The organism is Austwickia sp. (assembly GCA_016699675.1).
GTDB lineage: Bacteria > Actinomycetota > Actinomycetes > Actinomycetales > Dermatophilaceae > Austwickia.
In genome coordinates this window covers 1,346,672-1,371,831 of the sequence record CP064985.1, presented here as the reverse complement: position 1 = coordinate 1,371,831, position 25,160 = coordinate 1,346,672, and the positions used below count along the sequence as shown (strand labels likewise).

At 70.9% G+C, this 25,160-nt stretch carries 16 protein-coding genes and 1 pseudogene; 5 read left to right on the top strand and 12 right to left on the bottom strand.

Features of this window, described 5'->3' with window-relative positions; all coding sequences use genetic code 11:
* Positions 1-40 precede the first annotated feature (40 nt).
* The 9 genes from IPK37_06325 to IPK37_06285 form a co-directional block, all read right to left on the bottom strand.
* On the bottom strand, positions 41-1,333 hold the full coding sequence (locus IPK37_06325; protein ID QQS01988.1) for a hypothetical protein: 1,293 nt from the start codon (positions 1,331-1,333) through the stop codon (positions 41-43).
* Positions 1,326-4,739 (bottom strand): AAA family ATPase, encoded by a 3,414-nt coding sequence (locus tag IPK37_06320; GenBank protein QQS01987.1) that lies wholly within the window; start codon positions 4,737-4,739, stop codon positions 1,326-1,328. The genes IPK37_06325 and IPK37_06320 overlap by 8 nt, the downstream gene beginning before the upstream one ends.
* Positions 4,729-5,505, bottom strand: a complete 777-nt coding sequence (locus IPK37_06315) for a DUF4194 domain-containing protein (protein QQS01986.1) — start codon at positions 5,503-5,505, stop codon at positions 4,729-4,731. The genes IPK37_06320 and IPK37_06315 overlap by 11 nt, the downstream gene beginning before the upstream one ends.
* Complete coding sequence (locus IPK37_06310; GenBank protein ID QQS01985.1) at positions 5,502-7,001, bottom strand: DUF3375 domain-containing protein; 1,500 nt, start codon at positions 6,999-7,001, stop codon at positions 5,502-5,504. The genes IPK37_06315 and IPK37_06310 overlap by 4 nt, the downstream gene beginning before the upstream one ends.
* Before the next feature lie 92 nt (positions 7,002-7,093).
* Positions 7,094-7,597 (bottom strand): hydrogenase maturation protease, encoded by a 504-nt coding sequence (locus IPK37_06305; GenBank protein QQS02711.1) that lies wholly within the window; start codon positions 7,595-7,597, stop codon positions 7,094-7,096.
* A gap of 26 nt (positions 7,598-7,623) precedes the next feature.
* Positions 7,624-9,090: a Ni/Fe hydrogenase subunit alpha gene (locus IPK37_06300; GenBank protein ID QQS01984.1), complete on the bottom strand. Its 1,467-nt coding sequence runs from the start codon at positions 9,088-9,090 to the stop codon at positions 7,624-7,626.
* A gap of 42 nt (positions 9,091-9,132) precedes the next feature.
* Complete coding sequence (locus tag IPK37_06295) at positions 9,133-9,678, bottom strand: NADP oxidoreductase (protein QQS01983.1); 546 nt, start codon at positions 9,676-9,678, stop codon at positions 9,133-9,135.
* Positions 9,675-10,457: a (2Fe-2S)-binding protein gene (locus IPK37_06290; protein QQS01982.1), complete on the bottom strand. Its 783-nt coding sequence runs from the start codon at positions 10,455-10,457 to the stop codon at positions 9,675-9,677. Before IPK37_06290 ends, IPK37_06295 begins: the two co-directional genes overlap by 4 nt.
* 28 nt (positions 10,458-10,485) lie before the next feature.
* Positions 10,486-12,270: an NAD(P)H-dependent oxidoreductase subunit E gene (locus tag IPK37_06285; GenBank protein ID QQS02710.1), complete on the bottom strand. Its 1,785-nt coding sequence runs from the start codon at positions 12,268-12,270 to the stop codon at positions 10,486-10,488.
* A 379-nt stretch (positions 12,271-12,649) separates the two neighbouring features.
* Between IPK37_06285 and bioB the strand changes: the two genes are divergently transcribed.
* Complete coding sequence (bioB, locus tag IPK37_06280) at positions 12,650-13,750, top strand: biotin synthase BioB (GenBank protein ID QQS01981.1); 1,101 nt, start codon at positions 12,650-12,652, stop codon at positions 13,748-13,750.
* A 34-nt stretch (positions 13,751-13,784) separates the two neighbouring features.
* On the opposite strand, the gene IPK37_06275 is transcribed toward bioB, so the two are convergent.
* Positions 13,785-15,836 carry an NADPH-dependent 2,4-dienoyl-CoA reductase gene (locus IPK37_06275; protein QQS01980.1) on the bottom strand — a complete coding sequence of 684 codons (2,052 nt, stop codon included), beginning with the start codon at positions 15,834-15,836 and terminating at the stop codon, positions 13,785-13,787.
* 246 nt (positions 15,837-16,082) lie between these two features.
* On the opposite strand from IPK37_06275, the gene IPK37_06270 reads away from it, so the two are divergent.
* The 3 genes from IPK37_06270 to IPK37_06260 all read left to right on the top strand — a co-directional run bounded on the left by IPK37_06270 (position 16,083) and on the right by IPK37_06260 (position 22,536).
* Positions 16,083-18,839 carry a glutamate--cysteine ligase gene (locus IPK37_06270; GenBank protein QQS01979.1) on the top strand — a complete coding sequence of 919 codons (2,757 nt, stop codon included), beginning with the start codon at positions 16,083-16,085 and terminating at the stop codon, positions 18,837-18,839.
* Positions 18,840-18,841: 2 nt separating this feature from the next.
* Positions 18,842-20,623 carry an N-acetylglutaminylglutamine amidotransferase gene (locus IPK37_06265; protein ID QQS01978.1) on the top strand — a complete coding sequence of 594 codons (1,782 nt, stop codon included), beginning with the start codon at positions 18,842-18,844 and terminating at the stop codon, positions 20,621-20,623.
* 89 nt (positions 20,624-20,712) lie between these two features.
* Positions 20,713-22,536 carry a S9 family peptidase gene (locus IPK37_06260; protein ID QQS01977.1) on the top strand — a complete coding sequence of 608 codons (1,824 nt, stop codon included), beginning with the start codon at positions 20,713-20,715 and terminating at the stop codon, positions 22,534-22,536.
* Positions 22,537-22,587: 51 nt separating this feature from the next.
* Here IPK37_06260 and IPK37_06255 read toward each other — a convergent pair whose 3' ends face one another.
* Positions 22,588-22,725 carry a hypothetical protein gene (locus IPK37_06255; GenBank protein QQS01976.1) on the bottom strand — a complete coding sequence of 46 codons (138 nt, stop codon included), beginning with the start codon at positions 22,723-22,725 and terminating at the stop codon, positions 22,588-22,590.
* A gap of 239 nt (positions 22,726-22,964) precedes the next feature.
* Here IPK37_06255 and IPK37_06250 point away from each other — a divergent pair, with 239 nt between their 5' ends.
* The gene (locus IPK37_06250) at positions 22,965-23,414 is read left to right on the top strand and encodes a hypothetical protein (protein ID QQS01975.1); all 450 of its coding nucleotides are present in this window, start codon (positions 22,965-22,967) and stop codon (positions 23,412-23,414) included.
* A 225-nt stretch (positions 23,415-23,639) separates the two neighbouring features.
* Here IPK37_06250 and IPK37_06245 read toward each other — a convergent pair.
* Positions 23,640-25,032: pseudogene (locus IPK37_06245) on the bottom strand (IS1380 family transposase).
* Between the last annotated feature and the right edge of the window lie 128 nt (positions 25,033-25,160).

Genomic DNA, 25,160 nt, shown 5'->3' with positions numbered 1-25,160 from the left:
CGAGCCGTCGTACGGCGAGTGGAGCACCATGCCGAGGTCGTCACCTCTCGACGCGGACGTCGGCCGGGTCACCGCAGCGGCCGGGAGTCGGCCCGCCGAGACCGCGTGCCCCACCACGCCCGCGCCCGCCTGCGAGCCACTGCGCGTCGGCCGCGGCGATGAGCTCCCGCAGGTGGGCCCAGTCCAGGCGTTCCTGCTCCAAGCGAACGTGCGGACCGTAGGTGTCCTCGACCAGGTCTGCGTAGAGCTCGGCCTCGGCCGGCGTCAGATAGGGCACCCGGGCGGCAGTCGGGGTTGGTTCGGTCCCCCATCGATCCCGATGCGACAGCAGCGTTTCCCGGTCCATCGCCAGCGATTCGGCGTGGCAGATGCCGGCGCGCAGGCCGCTGAGGATCGCGAACCCGTGGGTGTCGAGGTCGCCGGAGTAGATGACCCGAGGGCAGTTCCGGGCCCAGGGCACCCGGCTCAGCCGCGGCGCGAGGTAGCCGGCGCCCCAGATCACCACGCCGTCGTGGGGCACGGGCCACGCCTGAAACGTCTGCAGGTTCTCGACGACGACCATAGTGCCGACGCTCACCCGCAGTCTCGCCAGCTCGGCCAGCCGGAACGTCCCTTCGCTCACCACGTCCGGCATGCCGGCGAACCCAGCGTCGAAGCGGAGGTGCACCAGCCGCTCGGGAGTGCGCAACCCGAATCGCTGCGCGAACGCCCCCACGGCTCCGGGCGCGCCCTCGACGGGCGATGGCTGGGCGCCGCCCGCGATGAGCAGCTCGGCCAAGAGGCCGCGTTGTCCCTCGACGAACTTGGTGTCGACCCCCGGCGCGGTGATCTCCCGTAGCCAGGCCCCCCGCGCCGCCGACGACCGGAGCCAGCGGTAGGCCGCTAGCGCCTGCGGCCAGATCTCGTGACTGCGCAGTGCTGTGCAGGGATGGCCGATCACCCACTCGAGGAGTTCGGGAGACTCCTGCCGGGTGCGGCGCAGCACCTCGCTGAAGGCGGATACGTCGGCCTGGACCCCGAGCAGCCGCCAGGCCTGTTCGTACGAGTCGAGCAGCGCCCGGTTCGGGAGGTGGTTGCGGCCGGCGACGCGCCCCCCGACCGCCCCTTCGACCAGCTCGTACGCCGTACCGCCCGCGCTCGCCCGCACCAGCTGCTCCCGCCACCGGCGGACGTCGTCGAGCCGGGCGCCGATCTCCGCGGCGCGCGGCCCGCGAATGGGCAGCGACAGGGCCGGGAACGGCTGCCCCGAGGCGTACGCCGTCAGGAGCGTCCCATCGGTCCAGCGCCGGCGGACGGCCGCCTGAAGATCGGCCACGGTGGTCCAGTCAGGCATGACGTCGCTGCACCGTGGCGGCCAGGTAGGCCTCCCGCTCCGCGTGGTATTCCTCGATCGTGAGGGTCCGGAGCCCGGACCGTTCGCCCGTCCGGTTGTCGACGTAGCCCACGGCCCGCACGTAGGGCTCGATGACATGGACCTTTTGCAGCGGGGTCACCACCAGGAGCTGCAGGCCGAGGCGCCGGAAGAGGTCGAGGGCATAGCGGGTGGAGGCATCCGAGCCGCGGCCGAACGCCTCATCGATCAGGGCGAACCGGAAGTCCTGCGAGTGCCGCACACCCCACTGCAGACGGAACTGGTAGGCCAGCGAGGCCGCGAGGATGGTGTAGGCGAGCTTCTCCTTCTGGCCGCCGGACTTGCCGTCGCTGTCGGCATAGTGCTCCCATTCGCGGCCGGTTTCCCGGTCCCGTTCGGAGGCGGCGAAGACGAACCAGTTGCGGACGTCGGTCACCAACGCGGTCCACCGCTTGTCGTGTTCGGCCTGGCCCGGCCGGCCCCGGAACCGCTCGAGGATCCGGGTGACCTGGAGGAACCGCTCCTCGGAGTACAGATCGTCGCCGACTAACGCGTCGTCGGTGCAGGCTCGAAGGTCCGCCCGGAAGTCTTTGACCTCCTGGACGGGGGTGGGCTGGTGCAGCAGCGTGATGGAGCGTCCCGGGTTGTACTCGATGGCCGCCAGCGATTCGTTGATGGTGGCGATCCGGCCCTGGATCTCGCGAGAAGACTGCCGCAGCCAGCTGTCGAACGACGCGATCTCGCGGATGGCGTTGGTGTTGAGCTGCTCCTTGAACTCGGCCTCGAAGCGGGGCAGGTCATCGCCTGCGACGCGATCGCGCAGCGCCCGGAATTCGTCGGCCGCCTCGATCGACGCATCGGTCTCGCTGGTGAGCGCAGGCCAGGCCTGCCGCACCTGGACCATCGCCGCCACGGCGCGGTTCGCCGTCGTCGTTTGGCTGTCGCGGGCCTTGTCGATGCGCTCCGTCAGCCGGTCCCGATGGCTACGCTCCGCTGCCTCGCAGCCGTCCTCATCGACGGGCGCGGGCAGGGTGGCGGTGAGATCGTCGTACGCCGGGGCGAACCGTGCCGCCTGAGCTGTGTCGACCGCCTCCAGCGCCGCCGCAGCCCGGCCCCGCCGCTCGGCCAGCCGCTCGAGCGCGCCGCTCAGGGCACCCATGCGCTCCCTGAGCTCGCCGTCGCACGCGCGCTCCCGGGCCAGGTCGCCGGCCACCGCCTCCAGCCGGGCCGTGAGCTGCGCCAGCTGCTCGTTGCCCTCCTCGATCTCGGCCTTCTCGCTGGCCAGGGTCGTCACGGCCGCCGCCGACGAGCTCCAGTCGACGTCCGCGAAGCTGGTGTAGACCTCCACCTTCGCCAGCGCGTAGCGGCGCCTCTCGACGGCGGCGAGCGGGCGGTGGACCGCCTCGATGCGCTGGGCGATGGCGTGCTGCTGAGCCTGACAGGTGGTGCCCCGCGTGACCAGGGCGTCGATCTTGTCGGCGTTGGTCCAGCCGAGCACCCAGCGGGTGCGGTCACGGATGTCGAAGCGATCGTCCTTCTCGTGGCGGTTACGGTCCTTGATCTGGCCGGCGCGGGTGACCGCCCGGCCGCGCTGCTGGCGCAGCGCGGCGACCGTGTCGACGCAGACGTGGTTGGCCCGTCGCAATCGCAACTCGTTGAGGAGCCACTGCTCGTGGGGCCCGGGCCGCACGTCGAGCAGGTCCGCGAGGATGGTATCGCTGGTCAGCGGGGCGTCCTCGCGGACGAACCGGGCGGGCACCCGGTAGTAGACGAGCCGGCCCCCGAGATGATTCGCGTCGATCCACGCCGTCGCCGCCTCGTAATGCTCGGCCGGCACGAGCACCGCCAGCGCGAAGCCCCGCAGCACCCGCTCGGCGGCGCCGCGCCAGTCATCGTGTGCGGCGCCCACCTGCACCAGCTCCCCGACGAACGGCAGCGTGTCCTCCGGTACGCCGATGCCGGCCGCGAGACCTTCCCGAATGCGCAGGCTTCGGGTGTCGATGCTGCTCTGCCTGCCTTCCAGGGATCGGATCTCCCGCCCGATCTCGTCGCCCTCCGACCGCAGCGCGTGCTGCGCGACGAGGAGCTCGGTGCGCTCGTTGTCGAGGTGGGACTGCTCGGCGTCGAGCTCGCCGGCCAGCTCCTGCGCTCGATGGCGGGCGGTGGCGAACGAGGCGGCGTCGGTGACGTCGGGAAGGCCCGCCGCGGCGAGGCTCTCGGCGAGGGCGCCGGCCCGCTTCCGGCGTTCGTCGCGCTCCTGCTCGATGCGGGCGATCGTGCGCTCCAGCTCGGCGAGCCGGCTGCCGCCGACACCGTCGCGTTCCCGTTCGAGGCGACGCTGCGTCTCCGCAAGCTCGGTGAGCCGGTCTTGGACCCGCTCGTGGTCGGCTCGCACCTCGTCCAATCGGGTCTGCTCGGCCGCCGCGAGGGTGTCGAGGATCCGGATCCGGTGGCTGGCCATCCAGGTGGGCAGCGCCTCGCGGGCCAAGGTGTCGACGGCGATCCGCTGTCCGAGCCGGTCGTGGGCGTCACAGTGGGCGACCAGCGGGTCGAGTGCGGCGATCTGATCGCGCGCCTCGCGGACAGCCTCGTGGGCCTGGGTCAGGTCGTCGAAGTGGCGCAGCAGGGTGTCGATGCGGCCCCCGACGTCGGCGCCCTCCAGCATGTGCTGGCGCACGAACTCGGTGAGATTGCCGACGGACTTCATCGAGATGGTCTGGTGCAGGAGCTCCAGCGCCTGGTCGGAATGGATCCGGAGCAGCTTGCGAAGCCGGGCGCCGTAGTCGGGGAACGCATCGCTGATCTGCGCCCCGCCCTCCCGCAGACGCCGCCGCAACGCCCCCAAGTCCTGGCCGAAGTCGGTGAAGTCCGCCTCGATGGACAGGTCGCGTTCGCTGGTCAGGTAGAACCGTTGCGGTTGTCCGCCGGCGCTGTCTCGCGTCCAGAACACCTGAGCCAGGGTGACTACGCTGTCGACCGCCTGGGGTCCCCGGTTGCGGAAGACGGCGAGCAACACGCAGTAGTGCCGGTGGTCGCGAAGCCCCACCGAGCGGCGGGTGCCGGTCGCCGCGTTCTGTTCCGCCTTGAAGTGGCCCAGCACGTAGGAGCGCAGCGACCGCTCCCGGGTGTCGGCGCCCGCCGCCTTGTTGTAGTTGATGCGCTGCGCCGGGAGCAGCAGCGTGGTCATGGCGTCCACGAGGGTCGACTTGCCGGACCCGATGTCGCCGGTCAGCAGCGTCGTCTCGCCGGCGAGGTCGAGGCGATAGATCCGCCCGTCGAAGGTGCCCCAGTTGTAGACCTCCAACCGATCGAGCCGGTAGCCGGGGCGGGCATCGTCGGGGAGGTCGAGGTCGAGCGCCGAGAACAAGCCCGCTGCGTCACCGGTCATCGTCCCCACCTTGCTCGTTGCCGCCATGTTCCTCCTGGCCGCCATGCCCGTCGTCGCCGCCATGTTCCTCCTCGCCGCCATGCCCGTCGTTGCCGCCATGTTCCTCCTGGCCGCCATGCCCGTCGTTGCCGCCATGTTCCTCCTGGCCGCCACGCCCGTCGTCGCCGCCGGGCAGTCGCAACCCGAGGCTGGCGGCGTACTCCTGCAGGCGGACGTCGAACTCGCTCAGCCACTGCCCGTCGATGAAGGCCTTGAGGATGCGGCGTACCTCGTATTCGGTGTCCGCCCCGCTGGTGCCCTTCACCTGGCGTAGGTAGCCCAGATCGACGATCTTGCTGATCGTGGCGTCGGCCTGGTCGACCAGCCGGGCCTCGTTGGGGCTGTCGGCGAGGAAGGTGCGCAGGTCGGCGACGATCCGTTCGCGGGACAGCACGAGGCGGCCCACTCCGTCGGTGGCGTCGAACTCCAGCAATGCCTTGCGCAGCAACGCGAGCAGCAGGCTCTGCGGCAGCGACAGCTTGTGCCGCGGGATCAGCCGGGGCAGCGGCTGATCGGGATCGTCGGGGCGGGCGCGCAGGTAGGCCCAGCCCTCGGCCTCGTCGAGATACACGTCGAGGCCGAGCACGGCCATGTGATCGGTGAGTTGGGGCCGCAGCCGCACGACGTGTTGCCAGACCTGCTCGTGGGTGTCGCGATAGACGACCCCCTTCATCAGCGCGATCGCCGCGATCGACAGGTTGGGGGTGGCGGGATCGGTCTGGTTCATGCGGACTCGCTCGTGTGTCGTCGGGCGCCGCCGTCCGGGCCCGCCGCCGAAGCCCGGACGAAGGTCACCTGGGCCAAGGTGAGCTGGCGGGGGAGGCCATCGTGGGTGAGGTAGGGGATGGTGACGCGGTGGTGGTCGTCGACGACCACGTCGATGTCATCCTCGGCGAGTGCCAGGTGGGCCACGATCTCGGCCAACCCCAGCGTCGGTGGGTGCTCGCGCAAGTGGGTGGCCAGGTCGACCTGACCACGGCGGCGCAGCGCGGCCCGCAGGGTCGCCGTGATCCTCGGCAGATCCACGAAGGTCTGCTCGAAGAGGCTGGTCGCGTCCATCTTGTCCGTGGCTGACGTGTCGGGCCCGGCGTCGCTGAGGACGTCGACCGGGGGCGGAACGTACAGTGGCCGCTCCATGGGCAGCGCCAGCCTGGGTGCCGCCGCGCTGAGCCACGTGAACGCGGCCGGGGCCGACGACACGGGCGAGCCGCGGACGGCTAAGGCAGTCCGTTCGATCGAGCGCAGGAGGTCCATCACGCGGCGGTTTTCGAGCCAGATCTTATCGTCCAGGAACCGGCGCAGCTGCTCGGAGAGTTGGCGCACCGTCTGTTGGGTGCGCTCGGCCGCCACCAGCCAGTCCTCGTGGATGTGCTGCAACCGGGGGTCCGCGCGGAGGTCGGGGATGGTCGGCAAGGCGTCCAGCAGTTCCGTGAGCTCGTCCTGGCGGCGGCGGCTGAGCAGGAAGTCGTGGAAGGCCTGGAAGCTGCGGCCCTGGTCGGAGGCGGCGATGGCGTGGCGGTCTCCGACGAGCAGGTCGAGCAGCTCGCCCTTGCCGCCCTCCCAACCGGTGATGAGTTCGCGGGCGCCCCGGTCAAGGGCGCGGAAGTTGTCCTCGACCTCGCGGAAGTCGCTGAGCAGCTCGCGGGCGGTGCGCTCGACGTGCTGCAGCCGGTCCAGCAGGGCTGAGGTGTCCAGCGGGGGGTTGTCGCCCGCCTCGGCGCGGGCGATCTCCAGGTCGAGCTCGGCGCGGCGACGGCGCAGCTGGTCGAGACGAACCGCCGGATCGGCGTCCGCACCGTGCACGATCTGCCGGAGCAGGTCCACGACGGTGTGCAGCCGCGACTCCGTGCCGACGAACGCTCTCTTCTCCAGCTCGCAGACCCAGCGGTAGGCGCGCTCGAGATCACTGGTGGCGTCGTAGGCCGCCTCGGTCTGGCCCTCCGGGTAGAACTTGCGCAGCAGCGCCACTTCGGGTCTGGCCCACGTGTCGAGATAGTCCTTGGCCGACCGCGGGTAGGCGGCGTCGGGCCCGCCGGCCGCCTGGTTCACCGAGTCGAGGAGCTCCTCCACCCTGGCCACCAGCTGGCTCTCCACGACCGTGCGATGGTTTTCCACGACGAAGACCTGCCCCAGGATCGCCAACACCATGGCCGCCGAATCGGCTCGCATCAGTCGCCAGGCGGCCGAGTGCTGCCTAAGCGCGGCGACGCGCTCGAACTCCATGACGGGAGTGTAGAGGCGTCGTCCGACAACGCCTGCGGCGCGCGACACCGCCTCCCGACGCCCGGTGCGGAAACCGCCACGCCACGCCCCGGTCAGGAGAGCGAGCCGCCCCCGATCCGCGACACGGCGGCCGGCAGGGGAGGAGCGGACGCATCGGCGAGCCAGCGATCGAACCATCCCAGCGCGGCGTCGAGGTTGGCCAGCGCGCCCGGCGTGGGATCCTCGCCCAGCTCCCAGCGGTAGCCGCGGATCCCCAACAGCCAGGCCGGCGGCGGTGGCGTGTGCAGGACGGTGCGGCAGACGTGCAGCAGGGCGGCGGGGGAGAGTTCGTGTGTGGTGTACGTCGGGTCCCACGCCGCGTCCAGGGGCGTCGCCGAGAACGGCTCCGGCCCGGCGCGCGCCGCGTCAACGAACAGCACCCGCTCGCGTCCGACCAGGTCGAGGGCGTATTCGACCTGGAGCTGGAAGTCCAGCACGCACTCGACGTACGGCTCCTGCGCGGGCTCCAGCACGCTCGCCGCCTGCCGCTGGACGCGGTCCACGAACAGCGGCCCGAGCGCGTCGTCGCCCCGCGAGAGGTTGCCCCACGCCAGCATCAGCACGGGCGCTCGCGCCCCCGCCCTCACTCCTTCACCCGGCGGTCCAGGACCGTCCCGTCCGGGGCGACCAGCGTGACCTCCAGCGGCATCGCCCCGAGCGCGTGCGTGGCGCAGGACAGACACGGGTCGAAGGCCCGGATCGCGACCTCGATGTGGTTGAGCAGGCCCTCGGTGATCTCGGTGCCGTCGAGGTACTGCCGCGCCACCTCCCGCACCGCGGTGTTCATGGCCTGGTTGTTGTTCGTCGTGGAGACGATGAGGTTGGCCATCGTGATGAGGTCGTCGTCGCCGACCCGGTAGTGGTGGAACAGCGTGCCGCGCGGCGCCTCGATCACGCCCACGCCCTCGCTGCGCCGCTCCCCGAGGTTGACCAGGTCCTCGCCGGTGATGTCGAAGTCGTCCAGCAGTTCGCGGATCATCTCGGCCGAGAACAGCATCTCCACCATCCGCGCCCAGTGATAGTTGAGCGGCGCCCCGTTGATGGCCCCGAGCATCGTCACCCGCTCCGCGTCGGCCAGCGGCGTGGGGATGTAGTCGCAGTTCATGACGCGGGCGAGCGGGCCGACCCGGTACCAGCCGTCGTCCGGCCCCAACTCGGTGATGTACGGGAACTTCATGTACGACCAGGGCTTCACCTCCTCGGTGAGCACCCGCTCGTACGTCGCGTAGTCCACGTGGTCGAAGATGACGTTGCCGTCGGGGTCCTTGGCGCGCAGCCCGCCGTGATAGAGGTCGAGCGCCCCGTCGTCGGCGACGAATCCCATGGTGTTGGAGCGGAAGTGGCCAAAGCTGGCGTAGAGGTCGGGGTTCTGCTCGTGGAGCTGCTGGACGAGCCGTACGGCGTCGCGGCTCCACGCGATCATCTGGTCGATGTCCGCGCGCAGCTCCTCGCGCTGCGCCGGCGTCAGCGACCGGTTCACCCCGCCGGGCACGGACCCGGTCCCGTGGATGCGCTTGCCCGCGGTGTGCCGGATGACCTCCTGGCCGTACTTGCGCAGCAGGATCCCCTGCCGGGCCACCTCCGGGTACGCCGCCGCCACCCCGACGATGTTGCGCCGGGACACCTCCGAGTCGAACCCGAACAGCAGGTCCGGGCTGGACAGGTGGAAGAAGTGCAGCGCGTGGGACTGCAGCTGCTGGCCGTAGTGCATCAGCCGGCGGATCTTCTCGGCGGTCGGGCTCAGCGTGGCGCCGACGACCACGTCGAGGGCCTTGCTCGCGGCGAGGTGGTGCGACACCGGGCAGATCCCGCACAGCCTGCTGACCAGCACCGGCATCTCCCAGTAGGGCCGCCCCTCCACGAACCGTTCGAACCCGCGGAACTCGACGATGTGCAGCCGCACCTGGTGGACGTGCCCGGCGTCGTCGAGCAGGATCGTCACCTTCCCGTGCCCCTCCACCCGCGAGACGGGTTCGAGGACGACGCGACGCAGGTCGCCGGGGTCGCCGGAAGCGGTTTCGAGGGTGTCCAGCTGCTCGGTGGCGGTCATCGCGGTTCCCCTTCTCCGTACGTCGCAGGCTCGGTCGAGACTTCAGTCGAAGTGGAGCATCGCGTGCCCCAGCGTCGGGGTCTTGCCCATGATCAGGTCGGTGAGGAAGGTCCAGATCGCGTCCCCGCTGGGCGGGCAGCCCGGCAGGAAGTAGTCGATCCGGACGATCTCGTGGATGGGGCGGACCCGGTTGAGCGGCAGCGGCAGCTCGGGGTCGTCCGGGACGGCGCTGCCCTGCGCCAGGCCGATGCCCTGCGTGTAGACGTGGCTGAGGATGTCGGCGATCGAGAAGTTGTTGCGCAGGGCGGGCAAGCCGCCGTTGCAGGCGCAGGCGCCCATCGAGATCAGCACGCGACAGCGGTCCCGGAAGGCCCGCAGCACCTCGACGTTCTCGGCGTTGCACACCCCGCCCTCGATGATGCCGATGTCGCAGGGGCCGACCTCTTTGATGTCGGTGAGCGGGGAGCGGTCGAACTCCACCAGCTCCACCAGGTCGAGCAGGCGCTCGTCGATGTCGAGGATCGACATGTGGCAGCCGAAGCATCCCGCCAGCGAGGTCGTCGCGACCTTGAGTTTCGTGGCGGTCATCGGGCGGCCTCCAGCTCGGTCGCGACCTCGCCGAGCGCGCGGCGCTCGTCCTCGGCCACGTCGGAGGCGTGATCGGCGCCGGAGGCCGTGGCCGCCTGCGAGCTGATCGGCCGCTCGTCGAACGTCCGGTCCCCGATGGGGGCGCCGTAGTTGCCCGTCCGCTTCAGGAACACCCCGACCGGGCAGACCCGCGCCGCATAGTCGGTGGCCTCGAAGTCGCTGTCGCCGAGGAGCCCCGACTCGCTGTTGACGATCAGGCGGCTGGCCATCCCACGGCCGGCCAGGGCGAAGACGTTCTTGCCGTCGATCTCCCGGCTGGCCCGCACGCACAGCTCGCACTGGATGCACCGGTTGAGCTCCAACACGATGTCGGGGTGGCTCGCGTCGACCCGCCGGTCGGGGAAGAAGTGGTCGTAGTGCGGGGTGAGCATGCCCATCTCGTACGCCGTGGCCTGCAGCGTGCAGTCGCCCGAGCGCTCGCAGCTCGGGCAGAAGTGGTTGCCCTCGACGAAGAGCAGCTGCAGGCTCGTGCGCCGGCCCTCGGTCATCTCGTGAGTGCGGTTGCGCACGATCAGCCCGTCGGCGGCCTTCGTCGTACAGGACGCGAAGTGCCGGTTGTTGATCTTCACCACGCACATCCGGCAGGACCCGTGCGCGGACAGGCCCTTCTTGTAGCAGAGGTGCGGGATGTACTTCCCCGCCGTGGTGGCGGCGTCCATGATCGTCTGGCCCGGGGTGAAGGGGATCTTCTCCCCGTCGAGGACGAAGAAATGTTCCATCGGGGGTCCTTAGCTGTGCGGCGTCGCGTCAGCGGCGGGCGTGGGCAGGGGCCAGGTGGGCCAGGGCGTCGTCGCGGCCGGTGAGGTCGCGGGCCTCGGACAGCTCGGCGTCCAGGTCGAACGCGGGCTCGAAATCCGTGGAGAGCAGCCGGCGTTCGAAGGCGGGCCGGAACTTGTTGAGGATGTCCCGCAGCGCCATCGTCGCCGTCGAGCCGAGGCCGCAGTGGCTGGCGCCCTGCATGTGGCGGTGCATCCGCTGCATCTCCTCGATGTCCTGCGGGGAGCCCTGACCGGCGGCGATCTTGTCCATGAGCCGCTTGTTGACGGTGGTGCCCACCCGGCACGCCGTACAGAATCCGCAGCTCTCGTGCGCGAAGAACTCGACGAAGTTGGCGGCGACCTCGAAGAGGTCGCGGGTGCGGTCGAAGACCATGAACGAGCCGGTGGTGCTCGCGTCCTCCATGGCGATCCGGCGCTCGAACTCGGTGTCCACCAGGCACTTTCCGGCGCCGACCGCGATCTGCACGGCCTGGGTGTCGGTGGCGCCCGCCGCGTCGAGGACCTCGTGGATGCGCACGCCGTACGGGTATTCGTAGATGCCCGGGCGCTCGACGTCTCCCGAGACGGAGAGCATCGTCGTGCCCACCGACGTCGGCGTACCGCGGTCCTTGAGCCAGTCGCCCCCGTGCGTGGTGATGAGGGCGGCGAGCGCGAGGGTCTCGACGTTGTTCACCGCGGTGGGTTGGCCCAGGAAGCCCTGGGTGACGGGGTACGGCGGGCGGATCCGCGGCTTGCCCGGTTTGCCCTCCAGCGACTCGATGAGCGCGGACTCCTCGCCGCAGATGTAGGCGCCGGCGCCGAGGTGCACCTCGATGTCGAAGGTGAAGCCCACACCCATGATGTTGTTGCCGAGCAGGCCGGCGCGGCGGCGCTGGGCCAGCAGCTCGGTGAGGCGGGGGTAGAGGAAGGCGTACTCGCCGCGCAGGTAGACCATGCCCTTGCGGGCGCCGGTGACCAGGCCCGCGATGACCAGGCCGTCGAAGACAAGGTCCGGGCAGGAGGCCAGCAGGACGCGATCCTTGAAGGTGCCGGGTTCGCCCTCGTCGGCGTTCGCAACGACGTAGTGGGCGTAGCCGGGGGCGTCGCGGCAGATGCGCCACTTCGTCTCGGTGCCGAAGCCGGCACCGCCGCGGCCGCGCAGGGCGGCCCGGCTCAGCTCGGCGAGCACCCCCTCCGGGCCCCGGTCGAGCGCGGCCTTGATGGGGGCGCCCGGGGTGAGTCCGTGACCGAGGAGCTTGTCGCGGCGGCGGATGTTCTCGTGGACGTCGAACCAGTCCGCGGGCCACTCCGCCACCGGCCGCCGGTCCCGAATCAGCGCGGCCATCGCGTCGATGCGCTCCGGGGACAGGTTGGGCATCGCGCGGGTGTTCACCAGGGCAGCGGGCCCCTGGTCGCACAGGCCGGTGCAGGAGGTCCGGTCCACGCTGACCAGCCCGTCCGCGGACACCTCGCCCGGCCGTACGGCGAAGGCCGCGCAGAGCCGATCGCGCAGCGCCAGGCTGCCGAGCATCCGGTCGGTGATGTTGTCAGAGAACAGGACTCGGTAGTGCCCGACGGGTTCGGCGTTGAAGAACGTGTAGAACTCGACGGTGCTCTGCACGGCCGCCCGGGGGCGGTTCACCGCGGCGGCGATCTGGGTGATCGTGTCGGGGGAGACCCAGCCGAAGACGGCCTGCACCTCCCGCAGGATCATCATCAGGCGCGTCGGGTCATGACCGTTGCGGGTCAGGATGTCCTCGACCACGGGATACATCGCGTTCGTCATGGTGCGCCCCCTCCGGCCATGGTGGTGCGCACACGTCGATCGCCCCACCGGCGGCGGGAGCCGTTTGGAGACAGCGGTTTCCGCGACCCGGTGGAGAGCAGGTCAGGCGTGTGACTGACTGTGTGGAGGCGACTTTGGCACGACTGGGCAATGTGCGCAGCACCGGTCGCCAAGCGGTCGTCGCGCCACGCCCGAAGGGCGACTCAGGTCGTGAGCGGTCGCTTAGTGCACACGCGTTCACACAACTTGCCTAATGCAACGGTGAGTGGGTGATCACTTGCGTCTCGATAGCGTGGACGGAGAGCGCCGGGCGCGCGCTAGCGCCGTACTTGAACGGTGTTCAAGCTGATCAACTAGGCTCGCCGACATGGACCTCAACTCCTTCGTCATCACCGCTCTCACCGGCCGTTCCATCGACCGCGAGGAGGCGCTCGCGCTCCTGGCGGCCGATGACGACGAGGTGTTGAGCATCGTGGCCGCCGCCGGTCGAGTGCGGCGGCAATTCTTCGGGCGCCGGGTGTTGCTCAACTACCTCGTCAACCTCAAGTCGGGGCTGTGCCCGGAGGACTGCCACTACTGCTCCCAGGCGATGGGGTCGACGGCGGACATCCCGCGCTATTCGTGGCTCTCGCCCGAGCAGATCGCGGTGGCCGTCGAGGCGGGCGTGTCGCAGGGGGCCAGCACGGTGTGCCTGGTCGCCTCGGGACGCGGCCCTTCGGAGCGGGAGGTGGCGCGGGTCGCGGAGGCGGTGGCCGGCATCCGGCGTACGCATCCGTCCGTGAAGATCTGCACCTGCCTGGGCTTCCTCGACGAGGACAAGGCCGCGACGCTGGCGGCGGCGGGCGCGGACCGGTACAACCACAACCTCAACACCGCCGCCGACAACTACCCCGAGATCTGCGGCACGCACACGTTCGCCGACCGGGTCGCGACGGTGCGCGCGGCGACCTCGGCGGGGCTGTCGCCGTGTTCTGGGCTGATCGTCGGGCTGGGGGAGAGCGACGAGCAGCTGGTGGACGTGGCGTTCGCGCTGCGCGACCTGGGGGTTGATTCGGTGCCGGTGAACTTCCTGCTGCCGTTCGAGGGCACGCCGCTGGGCGCGGCTGCGGGCGAGGGGGAGTCGGGTGCGCCGGGTACGCCGGCCGAGGCGGGGCTCACGCCGCTTCGCGTGCTGAAGGTGTTGGCCATGGTGCGGTTCGTTCACCCGGACACCGAGGTGCGCTGTTCGGCGGGCCGCGAGCACCACCTGCGGTCTCTGCAGCCGCTGGCGCTTGAGATCTGCAGCTCGATCTTCCTGGGGGATTACCTCACGGCGGGCGGCCAGCCCGGCGCGGCCGACCTGGCGATGATCGAGGACCTGGGCTTCGAGGTGGTCGCGGGCCGCCCCGACGGTGGCGAGGTCTGTTGGGGCCACGACGAGCGCGTCCTCGCGGCGGTCGGCCAGAGCTCCGCCGCAGCCGAGGCTTAGGGCGCGGCCGCCGGGAGCCGTCGGGTCGGCGTCGTCAGAGCGCGGCGGCCAGGCGGGTGCCTTGGTCGATGGCGCGCTTGGCGTCCAGTTCGGCCGCCACGTCGGCGCCGCCGATCACGTGCACCCGGGTCGCGCCGCCGGCCCCGAGACCCTCGACCAGCTCGTCGTACAGGTCGCGCACCGACTCCTGCCCCGTGCAGAGCACGATCGTGTCCACCTCCAGGACCCGCTGCCGGCCCGCCACCGTGATGTGCAGCCCCTCGTCGTCGATGCGCTCGTAGGTCACCGCCGGCAGCAGGCTCACCCCGCGATGGGCCAGCTCGGCGCGATGGATCCACCCCGTGGTCCGCCCGAGGCCCGCGCCCATCCGGGACGACTTGCGCTGCAGCAGCGTCACCTGCCGGGCGGCGGGTTCCGGCGCGGGGGCGCGCAGGCCGCCGGCCTCGGCGTACGTCGTGTCGATCCCCCAGGTCGCGTAGAACCGATCGGGGTCCATCGCGCCCGACGGTCCCGCCTGGGTGAGGAACTCCGCCACGTCGAAGCCGATGCCGCCGGCGCCCATGATCGCCACCCGCGGCCCCACCTCGGCGTGGCCGAGCACGACCTCCGCGTACGTCACCACCGACGCGTGCCCCACCCCCGGGACGTCGGGGACGCGCGGGACGACGCCGGTGGCCAGCACGACCTCGTCGTACGCCGCCGGCTCACCCGGCCCGCCGATCAGGTCGGCGACCCCCACCCGGTGGCCCAGCCGCAGCTCCACCCCGGAGTCGACGATCTCGTGCAGGAAGTAGCGCAGGGTCTCGGCGAACTCCTCCTTGCCGGGGATCTGCCGCGCGATCCGGAACTGCCCGCCGATCGCGTCGTCCGTCTCGAACAGCGTCACCGCGTGGCCGCGCCGCGCCGCCGCCGTCGCGCACGCCAGCCCGGCGGGTCCGGCCCCCACGACCGCCACCCTCTTCGGCGCCACCGCCGGCGCCAGCACCAGCTCGGTCTCATGGCAGGCCCGCGGGTTGACCAGGCAGGACGTGATCTTCCCGCCGAAGATGTGGTCGAGGCAGGCCTGGTTGCAGGCGATACAGGTGTTGATGGCCTCGGGCCGCCCGGCCGCGGCCTTCGCCACGAACGCAGGGTCGGCGAGGAACGGCCGCGCCATCGACACCATGTCGGCGCTGCCGCCAGCAAGCACCTCCTCGGCCACCGCCGGGTCGTTGATCCGGTTGGTCGTCACGAGCGGGATCGCCACGTGCCCGCGGAGCAGCTTGGTCACCCAGGCGAATCCGGCGCGCGGCACGGACGTGGCGATGGTCGGTACGCGGGCCTCGTGCCAGCCGATCCCGGTGTTGATCAGCGTCGCTCCCGCCGCCTCGACGGCCTGACCCAGCGCGATGACCTCAGCCAGGCTCGAACCCTCCTCGACGAGGTCCAGCATCGACAGCCGGTAGATGATGATGAAGTCCGGGCCGGTCGCACGGCGTACGGCCTCCACGATCGCCACCGGGAATCGCATCCGCGCCGCGTAGTCGCCGCCCCACTCGTCCGTGCGCTGGTTGGTGCGGGCGGCGAGGAACTGGTTGATGAGGTAGCCCTCGGAGCCCATGATCTCGACCCCGTCGTACCCGGCCTCGCGTGCCAGCGCCGCGCACCGCGCGAAGTCCTCGATCGTCTCCTGCACCTGCGCGGTGGTCAGCTCGCGCGGCGGGCACGGCGCGATCGGCGCCTGCAACGGGGAGGGGCCGACGACGTCGGCGTGGTAGCCGTAGCGGCCCGCGTGCAGGATCTGCATCGCGATCAGGCCACCGGCCGCGTGTACGGCTTCGGTGACGACCCGGTGCCGCGCCGCCTCCTCCGAGGTGTCCATCGCGGCGCTGCCGTCGAAGACCCGGCCGGCATGGTTCGGCGAGATGCCGCCGGTGACGATGAGACCGGCACCGCCGCGCGCTCGTTCGGCGTAGAAGGCCGCCATCCGCTCGTACCCGCCCGGCACGTCCTCCAGCCCCACGTGCATCGACCCCATGAGCACCCGGTTCGGGATGGTGACGAAGCCCAGGTCGAGGGGCTGGAGCAGGTGCGGGTACGCCGTCATCGTCGCCTCATCGCGTCGTCGGAAGGGCCGGCCTGCGGGCCGGGACGAAGCTATGTTACCGACCGGTTCGATCTCGCGGCGGTCGAGGGGCCCGCGTCCCACCGTGGTGACCCGCTGGTAACACGTTCGTCATCATGCCCGCTTAGCGTTGCCGGAAAGCCAAGCCGGGCGGGTTGCGCTGTCCCGTCTCGGAACTCCGGTCGACCGGCGAGCAGCCGGACGGCCCGCGGCGTGAAGCGAGGCGACATGAAACGGACACCCCCGCAGGGCCACCGGCGTGCCACGGACGGCGCGGGCGCCCCCGTGCGCGGTCCCCGTCCGCTGCGCGCTGAGCGTCCGATGCGCGCTGAGGGTCCGATGCGCGCTGAGGGTCCGATGGGCTCCGAGAGTCCGCTGCGAGCGATCGGGGTCGACGAGGAGTTCCACCTCGTCGACCTAGAGTCCCGCCGCTTGGCGCCGCGAGCGGCGGAACTGCTGACGCAGCTCGACGGCCCCTTCGTCGGGGAGATGCAGAACTGCGTGGTGGAAACCCACAGCGCGGTCGTCGTCCGGTTGGCCGACCTACGCGCGGAATGCCTGAGCCGCCGCGCCGAACTCGTCGGCGCAGCCGAACGCCTGGGCCTAGGGGTCGTCGCCGCCGGGACGGTGCCCCTGGCCGTGCCCGCCGAGCTCGACCTGACCCGCACGGCGCGCAACCGGCGGATGCTCTTCGACTACCAACTGTTGGCCCGCGAACAGCTCATCTGCGGTACGCACCTCCACGTCGACGTGCCTGATCGCGACGAGGCGGTCCGGGTGGCCGAACGGGTCGCGCCGTACCTGCCCACCTTGCTGGCGCTCAGTGCGAGCTCACCGTTCCGCGCCGACGGTTCGGACACCGGTTACGCCTCCTCCCGGACGCTGACCTGGTCCCGGTGGCCCACCACCGGCCCCTCTGCGGGCGTCGACCGGGCCGCGGATTACGACCAACTGGTGGCCGACCTGGTCAGCTGCGGGGTCATCACCGATCCCGAGATGATCTACTTCGACGTCCGGCCGGGTTGGCACACCCCGACGCTGGAGCTGCGGATCTGCGACGCCTGCCCCTCGGTCGACACCATCGTGTTGATCGCGGGGTTGTTCCGGGCCCTGGTGGATCGGACGGTCGAGGAGGTGCGCCGGGGAGATCCGGCCGCCCCCGTCCTGCCGGCGCTCGGTCGCGCCGCGACCTGGCGAGCGGCCCGATCCGGCCTGGAGGGCTCCCTGGTCGATCTGCGCTCGACCCGGGAGCGGCCCGCCGCTGACGTCGTGCGCGACCTCGTGCAATCCGTCGAGCCGCAGCTGCGCCGTACCGGGGACTGGGAAACGGTCACCACCCTGGCGGAGTCGGTCCTGGTGGCGGGCAGCTCCGCGGCTCGGCAGCTGCGCGCCTTCCGTCGCCGGGGACGGCTGGCCGACGTCGTTGACCTGCTGGTGGCCGAGACGTCGATGGCGGCCGCGAGCGGTACGGCGGGCGGCGGTGACGACATCTTCGCCGGGTACTCCCCAACGGATCAGGCGACCGCAACGGATGCATGTCGCACCGAAGTGTTCGTGGACGAGGCCTTCGACCCCGCGGGCGGGGTCCGGGAGGGATACCGGGGGCTGCTGGCGAGTCTGGGGGCGCTGGGACCCGCGGCGCTGCGGCAGCGGGAGACCGGCATCGCCACCGACGGGCTTGCCAAGGACGCCACGTTCAAGTCCCATGACGAGGCCCGGCCGCGGGTGCTCGCTGTCGACGTCGTACCGCGACTCATCGCGGCTACCGACTGGGCGACGATCTCCGCGGGGGCGGCCCAACGAGCCAAGGCCCTCGACCTGTTCATTCGTGACATCTACGGGCCGCGTCAGATCGAGTCCGACGGGGTCATCCCGCCGGACCTGCTTGATCGCGTCCCCGGATATCGGTCGACCGGACGGCTGGGGGGACGCTCGGTGCGCGCCCACGTCTGCGGACTCGATGTCGTGCAGCAGGAGCTCGGTTCCTGGCTCGTGTTGGAGGACAACGTCAGGATCCCCTCCGGTACGGCGTACGCCCTGGAGAACCGGGATATGGTGACGCGCCACCTGCCCGAGCTGACGGCCGACGGATCACCGCTGGATGTGGCTGCGGTCCCGGAGGCGCTTCTGGCGACGCTGCAGGCGGCGGCGCCGGCCCGCTGCGAGGCCGAGCCGGTGGTCGCCCTGCTGAGCAGCGGCCCCACCGATTCGGCCTATCCCGAACATCGGTACCTGGCCACGGCCATGGGGGTGCCGCTGGTCCTGCCGCAGGAGTTGGTCACCGACGAGCGCGGCGTACGGATCGTCCGGGGGGAGCACTCCAGCCGGGTGGACGTGCTCTACGCCCGCATCGATGCGGACATGGTGCTCTCCTCCCTCGCCGCGGACGGCCGGCGCCTGGGCGACGGGCTGGTGGATGCGTTGCACTCGGGGCAGGTGACGATCGCCAACGCCCTCGGCAACGGTGTCGCCGACGATAAGGCGGTCTATGCGTACGTGCCCGCGATGATCGAGTACTACCTCAACGAACGCCCGCTGCTGGCGTCCGTGCCCACCTACCTATGTGCGGATCGCGAGCAACGTGACCATGTCCTGAGCCGCCTGGACCGTCTGGTGACCAAACCCATCGACGGGTACGGCGGCGTCGGGGTGGTCGTGGGACCGGACGCCTCCGACGAGGCGCTGACGCTGCGCCGCCGGGAGCTCGCTGATCACCCGGAGGCGTTCGTCGCCCAGGAGGTCGTCTCGCTGAGCACCCACCCCACGTTCGACGGGGATTCGCTGCGCCCGCGGCACGTCGACCTGAGGGTCTTCGTGCACCTGCGCCCCGGGCCGGGGCCCCGCTCGGCAGGCACTCCCGCCGAGGCCGTCGTCCTGCCGGCGGCGCTCACCCGGGTGGCGCCGGCCGGCTCCCGGGTCGTGAACTCCTCCTCCGGTGGCGGCAGCAAGGACACCTGGATTCTGCCGACCGAGAAAGGCGCGTGATCATGTGTGGACTCTGCGGTGAGGTGCGTTTCGACGGGGCCCCGCCGGATCTGGCCGCGCTGGACCGGATGCGTGCGGCGATGGTCCCCAGGGGCCCGGACTCCGGTGGCGCGTTCGCTCAGGGCGCCGCCGCCCTCGGACATCGCCGGCTCTCCATCATCGATCTGTCGACGCGGGGCAGTCAGCCCATGGTGGACAGCGAGCTGGGGCTGGCGCTGGCGTTCAATGGTTGCCTCTACAACCACCGCGAGCTGCGCGCGCAGCTGGAGGCCGTCGGCTACCGGTTCTTCTCGGCGTCGGACAGTGAGGTGCTCCTCAAGGCCTACCACCGTTGGGGAGAGCGCTGCGTCGAACGGTTCGCCGGGATGTTTGCGTTCGCGATCGTCGAGCTCGACTCGGGCCGGCTGGTGCTGGGGCGCGATCGCCTGGGCATCAAGCCGTTGTACATCGATCAGCGCCCCGACCTGATCCGGTTTGCCTCCACCACTTCGGCCCTGCTGGCTGCCGGCGGGGTGGACACCAGCATCGACGTCCCGGCGCTGCATCAGTACCTGAGCTTCCACTCCGTCGTCCCGGCGCCGCGCACCATCCTCACCGGGATCCGCAAGCTCCCACCGGCGACCGTGCGGACGATCGAGCCCGACGGCAGTTCCACGGACGTGTGCTACTGGGAGCCGCAGTTCACCCGCCGCGAGGAGTTCGCCGCATGGTCGGATCGGGATTGGGGTGAGGCGCTGCTGGAGGCGTTGCGCACGGCGGTGCAGCGGCGCATGGTGGCCGATGTGCCGGTCGGTGTGCTGCTGTCCGGTGGGTTCGACTCCTCGCTGGTGGTGGCGCTGCTGGCCGAGCTAGGCCAGGAGAACCTCGCCACGTTCAGCATCGGCTTCGACGCGGCGGGCGGCGAATCAGGCGACGAGTACGCCTATTCCGACGCGGTCGCGAAGGCGTTCGACACCTCGCACCACCGCATCCACATCGGCGGCGAGCGCCTGGTGCCCGCCATCGCGCCCACCGTGGCGGCGATGAACGAGCCGATGGTCAGCCACGACTGCGTCGCCTTCTACCTGCTGTCGCAGGAGGTTTCGCGGCACGTCAAGGTGGTGCAGTCGGGACAGGGAGCAGACGAGATCCTGGCCGGCTACAGCTGGTACCCGCCGCTGGCAGGGGTGCCTCGCGACGGCGTCACTCCGGCGTACCGGCGGGTGTTCTTCGATCGTTCCCACGACGCGGTGAACGCCCTGCTAGCCGCGCCGTATCGGCGCGACGACGACCCGGCGCTGGACTACGCCACCGCCCACCAGGGGGCAGCCGGCGCGCAGACCGCGCTGGACGCGGCGCTTCGCCTCGACACCCAGGTGATGCTCGTCGATGATCCGGTCAAGCGCGTCGACTCGATGACCATGGCGTGGGGTCTGGAGGCTCGGGTGCCCTTCCTGGACCACGAGTTCGTCGAGCTCGCGGCGGCGTGCCCGCCCGAATTCAAGCTGTCCGACGGTGGCAAAGGTGTTCTGAAGCGGGCTGGCCGCCGCCTGATCCCCGACGCCGTCATCGACCGGCCCAAGGGCTACTTCCCGGTCCCGGGCATCCGACACCTGGATGGTCCGGTGCTGGAGATGGTCCGGGAGTGCCTGAACAACCAGGCCGCGCGGGATCGGGGACTGTACGACGCCGCGCCGGTGGCCACGTTGTTGGCTGCCCCCAATACGCACCGCACCACGCTGGATTCCAATGAGCTGTGGCAGGTGGCGGTGCTGGAGATGTGGCTGCAGGCGATGCTGCCGTGACCGAAACGCCAAGCGGAGGCCCGATCACCGCCCCCGGTGCCCCACCCTGGACACCCTCCGGGACGCCGCGGCCCAGCTTCGCCCCGAGTGTGTCCCCCGATGCGACGTCCTTCGCCCACATCGTCGATGACGGCGGATATCCCCGCGCCGTCCAGCGGCGGCTCGACGGCCTGACCCTGACGACATCGCGCCAGGTCAGACTCCCGGTCGAGGGCCCCGTCGACCGGGTGCTCTACTCCCCGGACGGCCGGTGGCTCGCGGTGCAGACGCTGCCGCATGCGGGTGCCCGGTCCCAGGTCTGGGCGGTGACGAACGACCCCGGCGATCCCACCGCCCGGCGCCTCGACGAGGCCGGGACGGTGAGCGCCGACCTCGTGGGCTGGGACGGTCCGCGGGTGGCCCTGACGTTCGAGCAGACCGACGGGGTGGGGGTGGCCGCCCTGGCCGACCCCGCGACCGGCGAGTTGACCGTCATCGATCGGCGCCTTGATGGCCGGCTGCTGGACTCCTGGGCCGGCACGGCTGTGGTGCGGGTCGGGCATCGCGGAGACCGGTCGCTCCGGGTGCTCAGCAACGGCCACGAGGTCGCCGTGTGCGCCGACGACCCCGGCGCGACCAGCGATGCGGCGCAGATCATCGACGACCATGGCCACCGCTGGCTGCCGCGGGCGGGGCGGCTGATGGCGCCTGGGCCCGGCGGGTACGTCCGAGTGCTGGTGCGGAGCGACTACGTCGCCGAGCGTATGCGCCTCCTGCTGGTGACGGTGTGCGCCGGGGACTACACCTACCGCGTGCTAGCCGAACGGTCGGACGCCGACCTGGATGAGTTCGTGGCCAGCGCCGACGGTTCGACCGTGGCGTTGTTGTGGAATGTGGACGGCGGGCGCAGCGAGCTGCAACTGCTGGAACTCAGCGACGGAAGCCTGCATGCCCCGACACCGCTGCCCGGGTCCGTGGCCGAGGAGCTGACCATCAGCGCGACCGGGTCACTTGTCGCGATGACCGTGCAGGGGCCGGGGCAGGAGCGTTCGGTGGAGCTGTTCGCCCCCCGCACGGGGGAATGGGTCGCTGCGGAGCGTCCCGTGCTGGACCGGGACGTGGAGCCGCCGCGCTCGCTCACGATGGCCGCCCGGGATGGGTTTGCGCTGCACGCCTGGTGGTATGTCTCCCCGATCGCGCAGGGGCCGGCGCCGGTGTTCGTGGACTTCCACGGCGGACCCGAGGGTCAGGCCCGCCCCACCTACGATCTCTTGACTGCCCTGCTGCTGGCCTGTGGTTGGCACGTGGTTCGGCCCAACATCCGGGGTTCGGCCGGGTTCGGGCGCGCCACCACCCACGCCGACGACGGTCCCCGGCGCTGGGCGGGGATCACCGATGCGCTCGACGTCGGGTCCTGGCTCGTCGCGTGCGGGATCGCCGACCCGGACCGGATGGTCATCGGGGGCCGTTCCTACGGCGGTTATCTCACCCTCGCCGTCCTGGCCTTCCATCCAGGTCGGTACGTCGCGGGGGTGAGCACCTGCGGGATGAGCGATTTCCACACCTTCTACGCCCAGACGGAGCCGTGGATCGCGCGGGCCGCGGTGACCAAGTACGGCGACCCGAGTCTCGACGGCGACCTCCTGCGCGCCTTGTCGCCGCTGGCTCGCGCGGACGCCATCGAGGTGCCGGTGCTCTTCGTCCACGGCGACCGAGACTCCAACGTGCCGCCTCAGGAGTCCGTGCAGATGGCTGCCGCGCTGCGAGACCGTGGGGTGCCGGTGGAGATGATCCTGGTGCCCGACGAGGGGCATGAGTTCTACAAGCCGGAGAATCGAGCCGCCGTCGCGCGAGCCACGCGAGACTGGCTGCTCGCCACGGTCGCGGACCGCGACGGGCCACGACGCCCGGCTGGAAACGGCCGAGCGACCTAGGCGTCCGGCACCGGACCGGTCGGATTCCGGTCTGCCGGACCGCGGCGGGCGTTACCTGGCCTGATAAACCGTACGCCGGGCGACGCGCGTGCGCGCTTCGTGCGGGGCGTCGGGGACGCTCTGATGGCGGCAGTGTTCGCCGGGGTGCGCCCGGCAGACCGGACAGGCGACGCGCAGTTCGAGGATCATCGGATCCTCCTTCGTGGTGGGGAGGCGCTGTCGAGGCGTCGGAACTCCGGCGCCGCCCCCCGAATCGGCCTGACGTGGTGCCTATTGAGCGGTCTCACCGCGTTTTGTGGGGCCGACCTGACACCATCGGTGGCATTCCGACCCGCCCGTCCCGGCGCACCGGCGCCGCGACCTGGCCTTGCTGCGCCGGGTGCGGGATCGGATGGAAAGCGCTGATGCCCAACCCGCGAGGAGGAATCATGGCGAAGGACGATTTCACGGCGCAGGAGAAGGCCGCAATGAAGGAGCGCGCCGCGGAGGCGAAGGCCGACAAGCGGGCGGGGACGAAGGCGGCCAAGGCGGCCGCGGACGCCGAGGCGGTCACTGCGAAGATCGCCGAGATGGGCGAGGCCGACCGGGTCATCGCCGAGGGCGTCCACGCGGCCGTCGCCGCGGCGGCGCCGGACCTGGTGCCGCGGCTCTGGTACGGCATGCCCGCCTACGCCCGCGGCAAGGACGTCGTCTGCTTCTATCAGGCGGCCGAGAAGTTCGGCACCCGCTACGGCACGCTCGGGTTCAGCGACAAGGCGGCCCTCGACGACGGGGAGTTGTGGCCGTCGGCGTACGCCGTCGCGTGCTGGACCCCCCAGGTCGAGGGACGGATCATGGAGCTGATCCGCCGCGCGGCCGGCGAACCGGGGGCAGACTGACGAGGTGAGCACCGCCGAGCCGACCGTCATCACCGCCGAGGAGGTGACCACCGCCTGCGACCGCGAACTCCCAGCGAACTGCTAGCCCCGGTCTTTCATGACGGTGCCGACGACGGCATCGCTGCGTGGGGTGAGTCGATGACGGTGCGCGGGTACGACGTTGGGCCGGCTGGCGCTGCCGGGCTGCGGTTCTCCGGGTCGTGATGTCGTGGGCGGACGGGGGGGTCAGGCTGGTTGGGGGATGGCGGCGATGTTCGCGAAGACCGCGACGATCGCGGCCGCCCATGGCCACGACTCGGGTATCCGCAAGCGTCGTCGGCGGGCGCTGTGAGTCAGCCGGGCTGGGACGTGAAGGGAAGCGGTAGCGCAGCGCTTTCGGCTCACACGCCGCCAGCGACTTCGCGTCTCCGGTCAGTGCGAGGAGCCGGGTCCATGCGGTCAGGTCGGCAGCGATCTGCACCAGCATCAGCCACACCCGGTTGATCTCGAACTCCCGCGACGGGAACCGCCCCAGCCCCGAGTCCTTGGCGTGCCGGATCCGGTCCTCGACCCGAGCGTGCGCCCGATGCCGGGCCTCGAGGAAAGCCAGTTGTCCGGTCGTGGTGTTGGTGACGAAGGCTTGGTAGCGCCAGCCGTCACGTTCCTCGAACAGCGACAGTTGGGCGCCGGGATGGGGTCGTTCGCGGCGCACGATGACGCGCATTCCGGTCGGCCAGCTGCTCAGGTCCAAGAGCCCGGTGAGCTCGGCGACGTCACCTCCTTCGCGGATCCCACCGTCGGCGTCGAGTGCCGGGGTCCAGACCTTCTTCGGGACCAGGTCGATGGCGTCGCGGATCTTCTCGGTGACCGCGAAACCCACGCTGTACTCCACGCTGCGGCCACGGACCCGGTTCTGCTCGGTAAGCCAGTCCAGCAGCTTGTGCGATGCGCCCGCGCCGTCGGAGCGGATGAGCAGCTTCTTGCGGTGCGTGCCGGGGATCTGCGCGATCGCGTCGGTGAGGACCTCGATGTGGTCGGCGGCGGTGTTCGAGCCGGCATTGCCAGCGCGGAGCTTGGCGGCGAGGAACTCACTCGTGTTGTCGCACCACACCCCGAGTGGGTGGAACCCGAAGGTCCGCTTGAACGTGGCCGCCGCGTTCTCCTTCTCGCTGTGGCTGATCACGATGGTCGCGTCGGTGTCGAGCACGATCAGATCGTCAAGATCGGTCCCGGCGACCTTGCTCGCCGGGACGCCGTCAGGCAGCTGGGACCAGACCTGGCGGCGGACCCGCGCCCGCGCGTTCTGGATCCTCTTCAACCGGCCAGGTGTGACCTCGTCCAGTGCCCGCCACACCGTCGGCGCCGACGCGACACGGCCCAGCACGCTGGACTGGTGGCGCAGCACGTCGATGTCGGCGATCGCCTCCCCGCCGTCGGCGAGCATCACCGCGACGTCGGTCAGCACCCTGCCGCGGTCGTGACCGGGGACGAAGTTGCGGCGGACCATCACCTTGGACAACTCGGACGTGAGGCCGACCCGGTCGGCCAGAAGGCGGGTGGCGACGCTGCCCGCATGGGCCACCACGCCGACACCATCGGAGGTCACGGACAAGCCGGTAGACCACGAAGTACGCTTCACCTACGGAGTGCCTTCCGGTTCGGAGATCTTGAGTCGTCGCAAACCAAGTTTCCCTTGCTGGACAGGCACTTCCGTGCTTCCACGCGCCGATCACACCCGAGTCTCGTGAACGATCCGGGCTAGTTGCA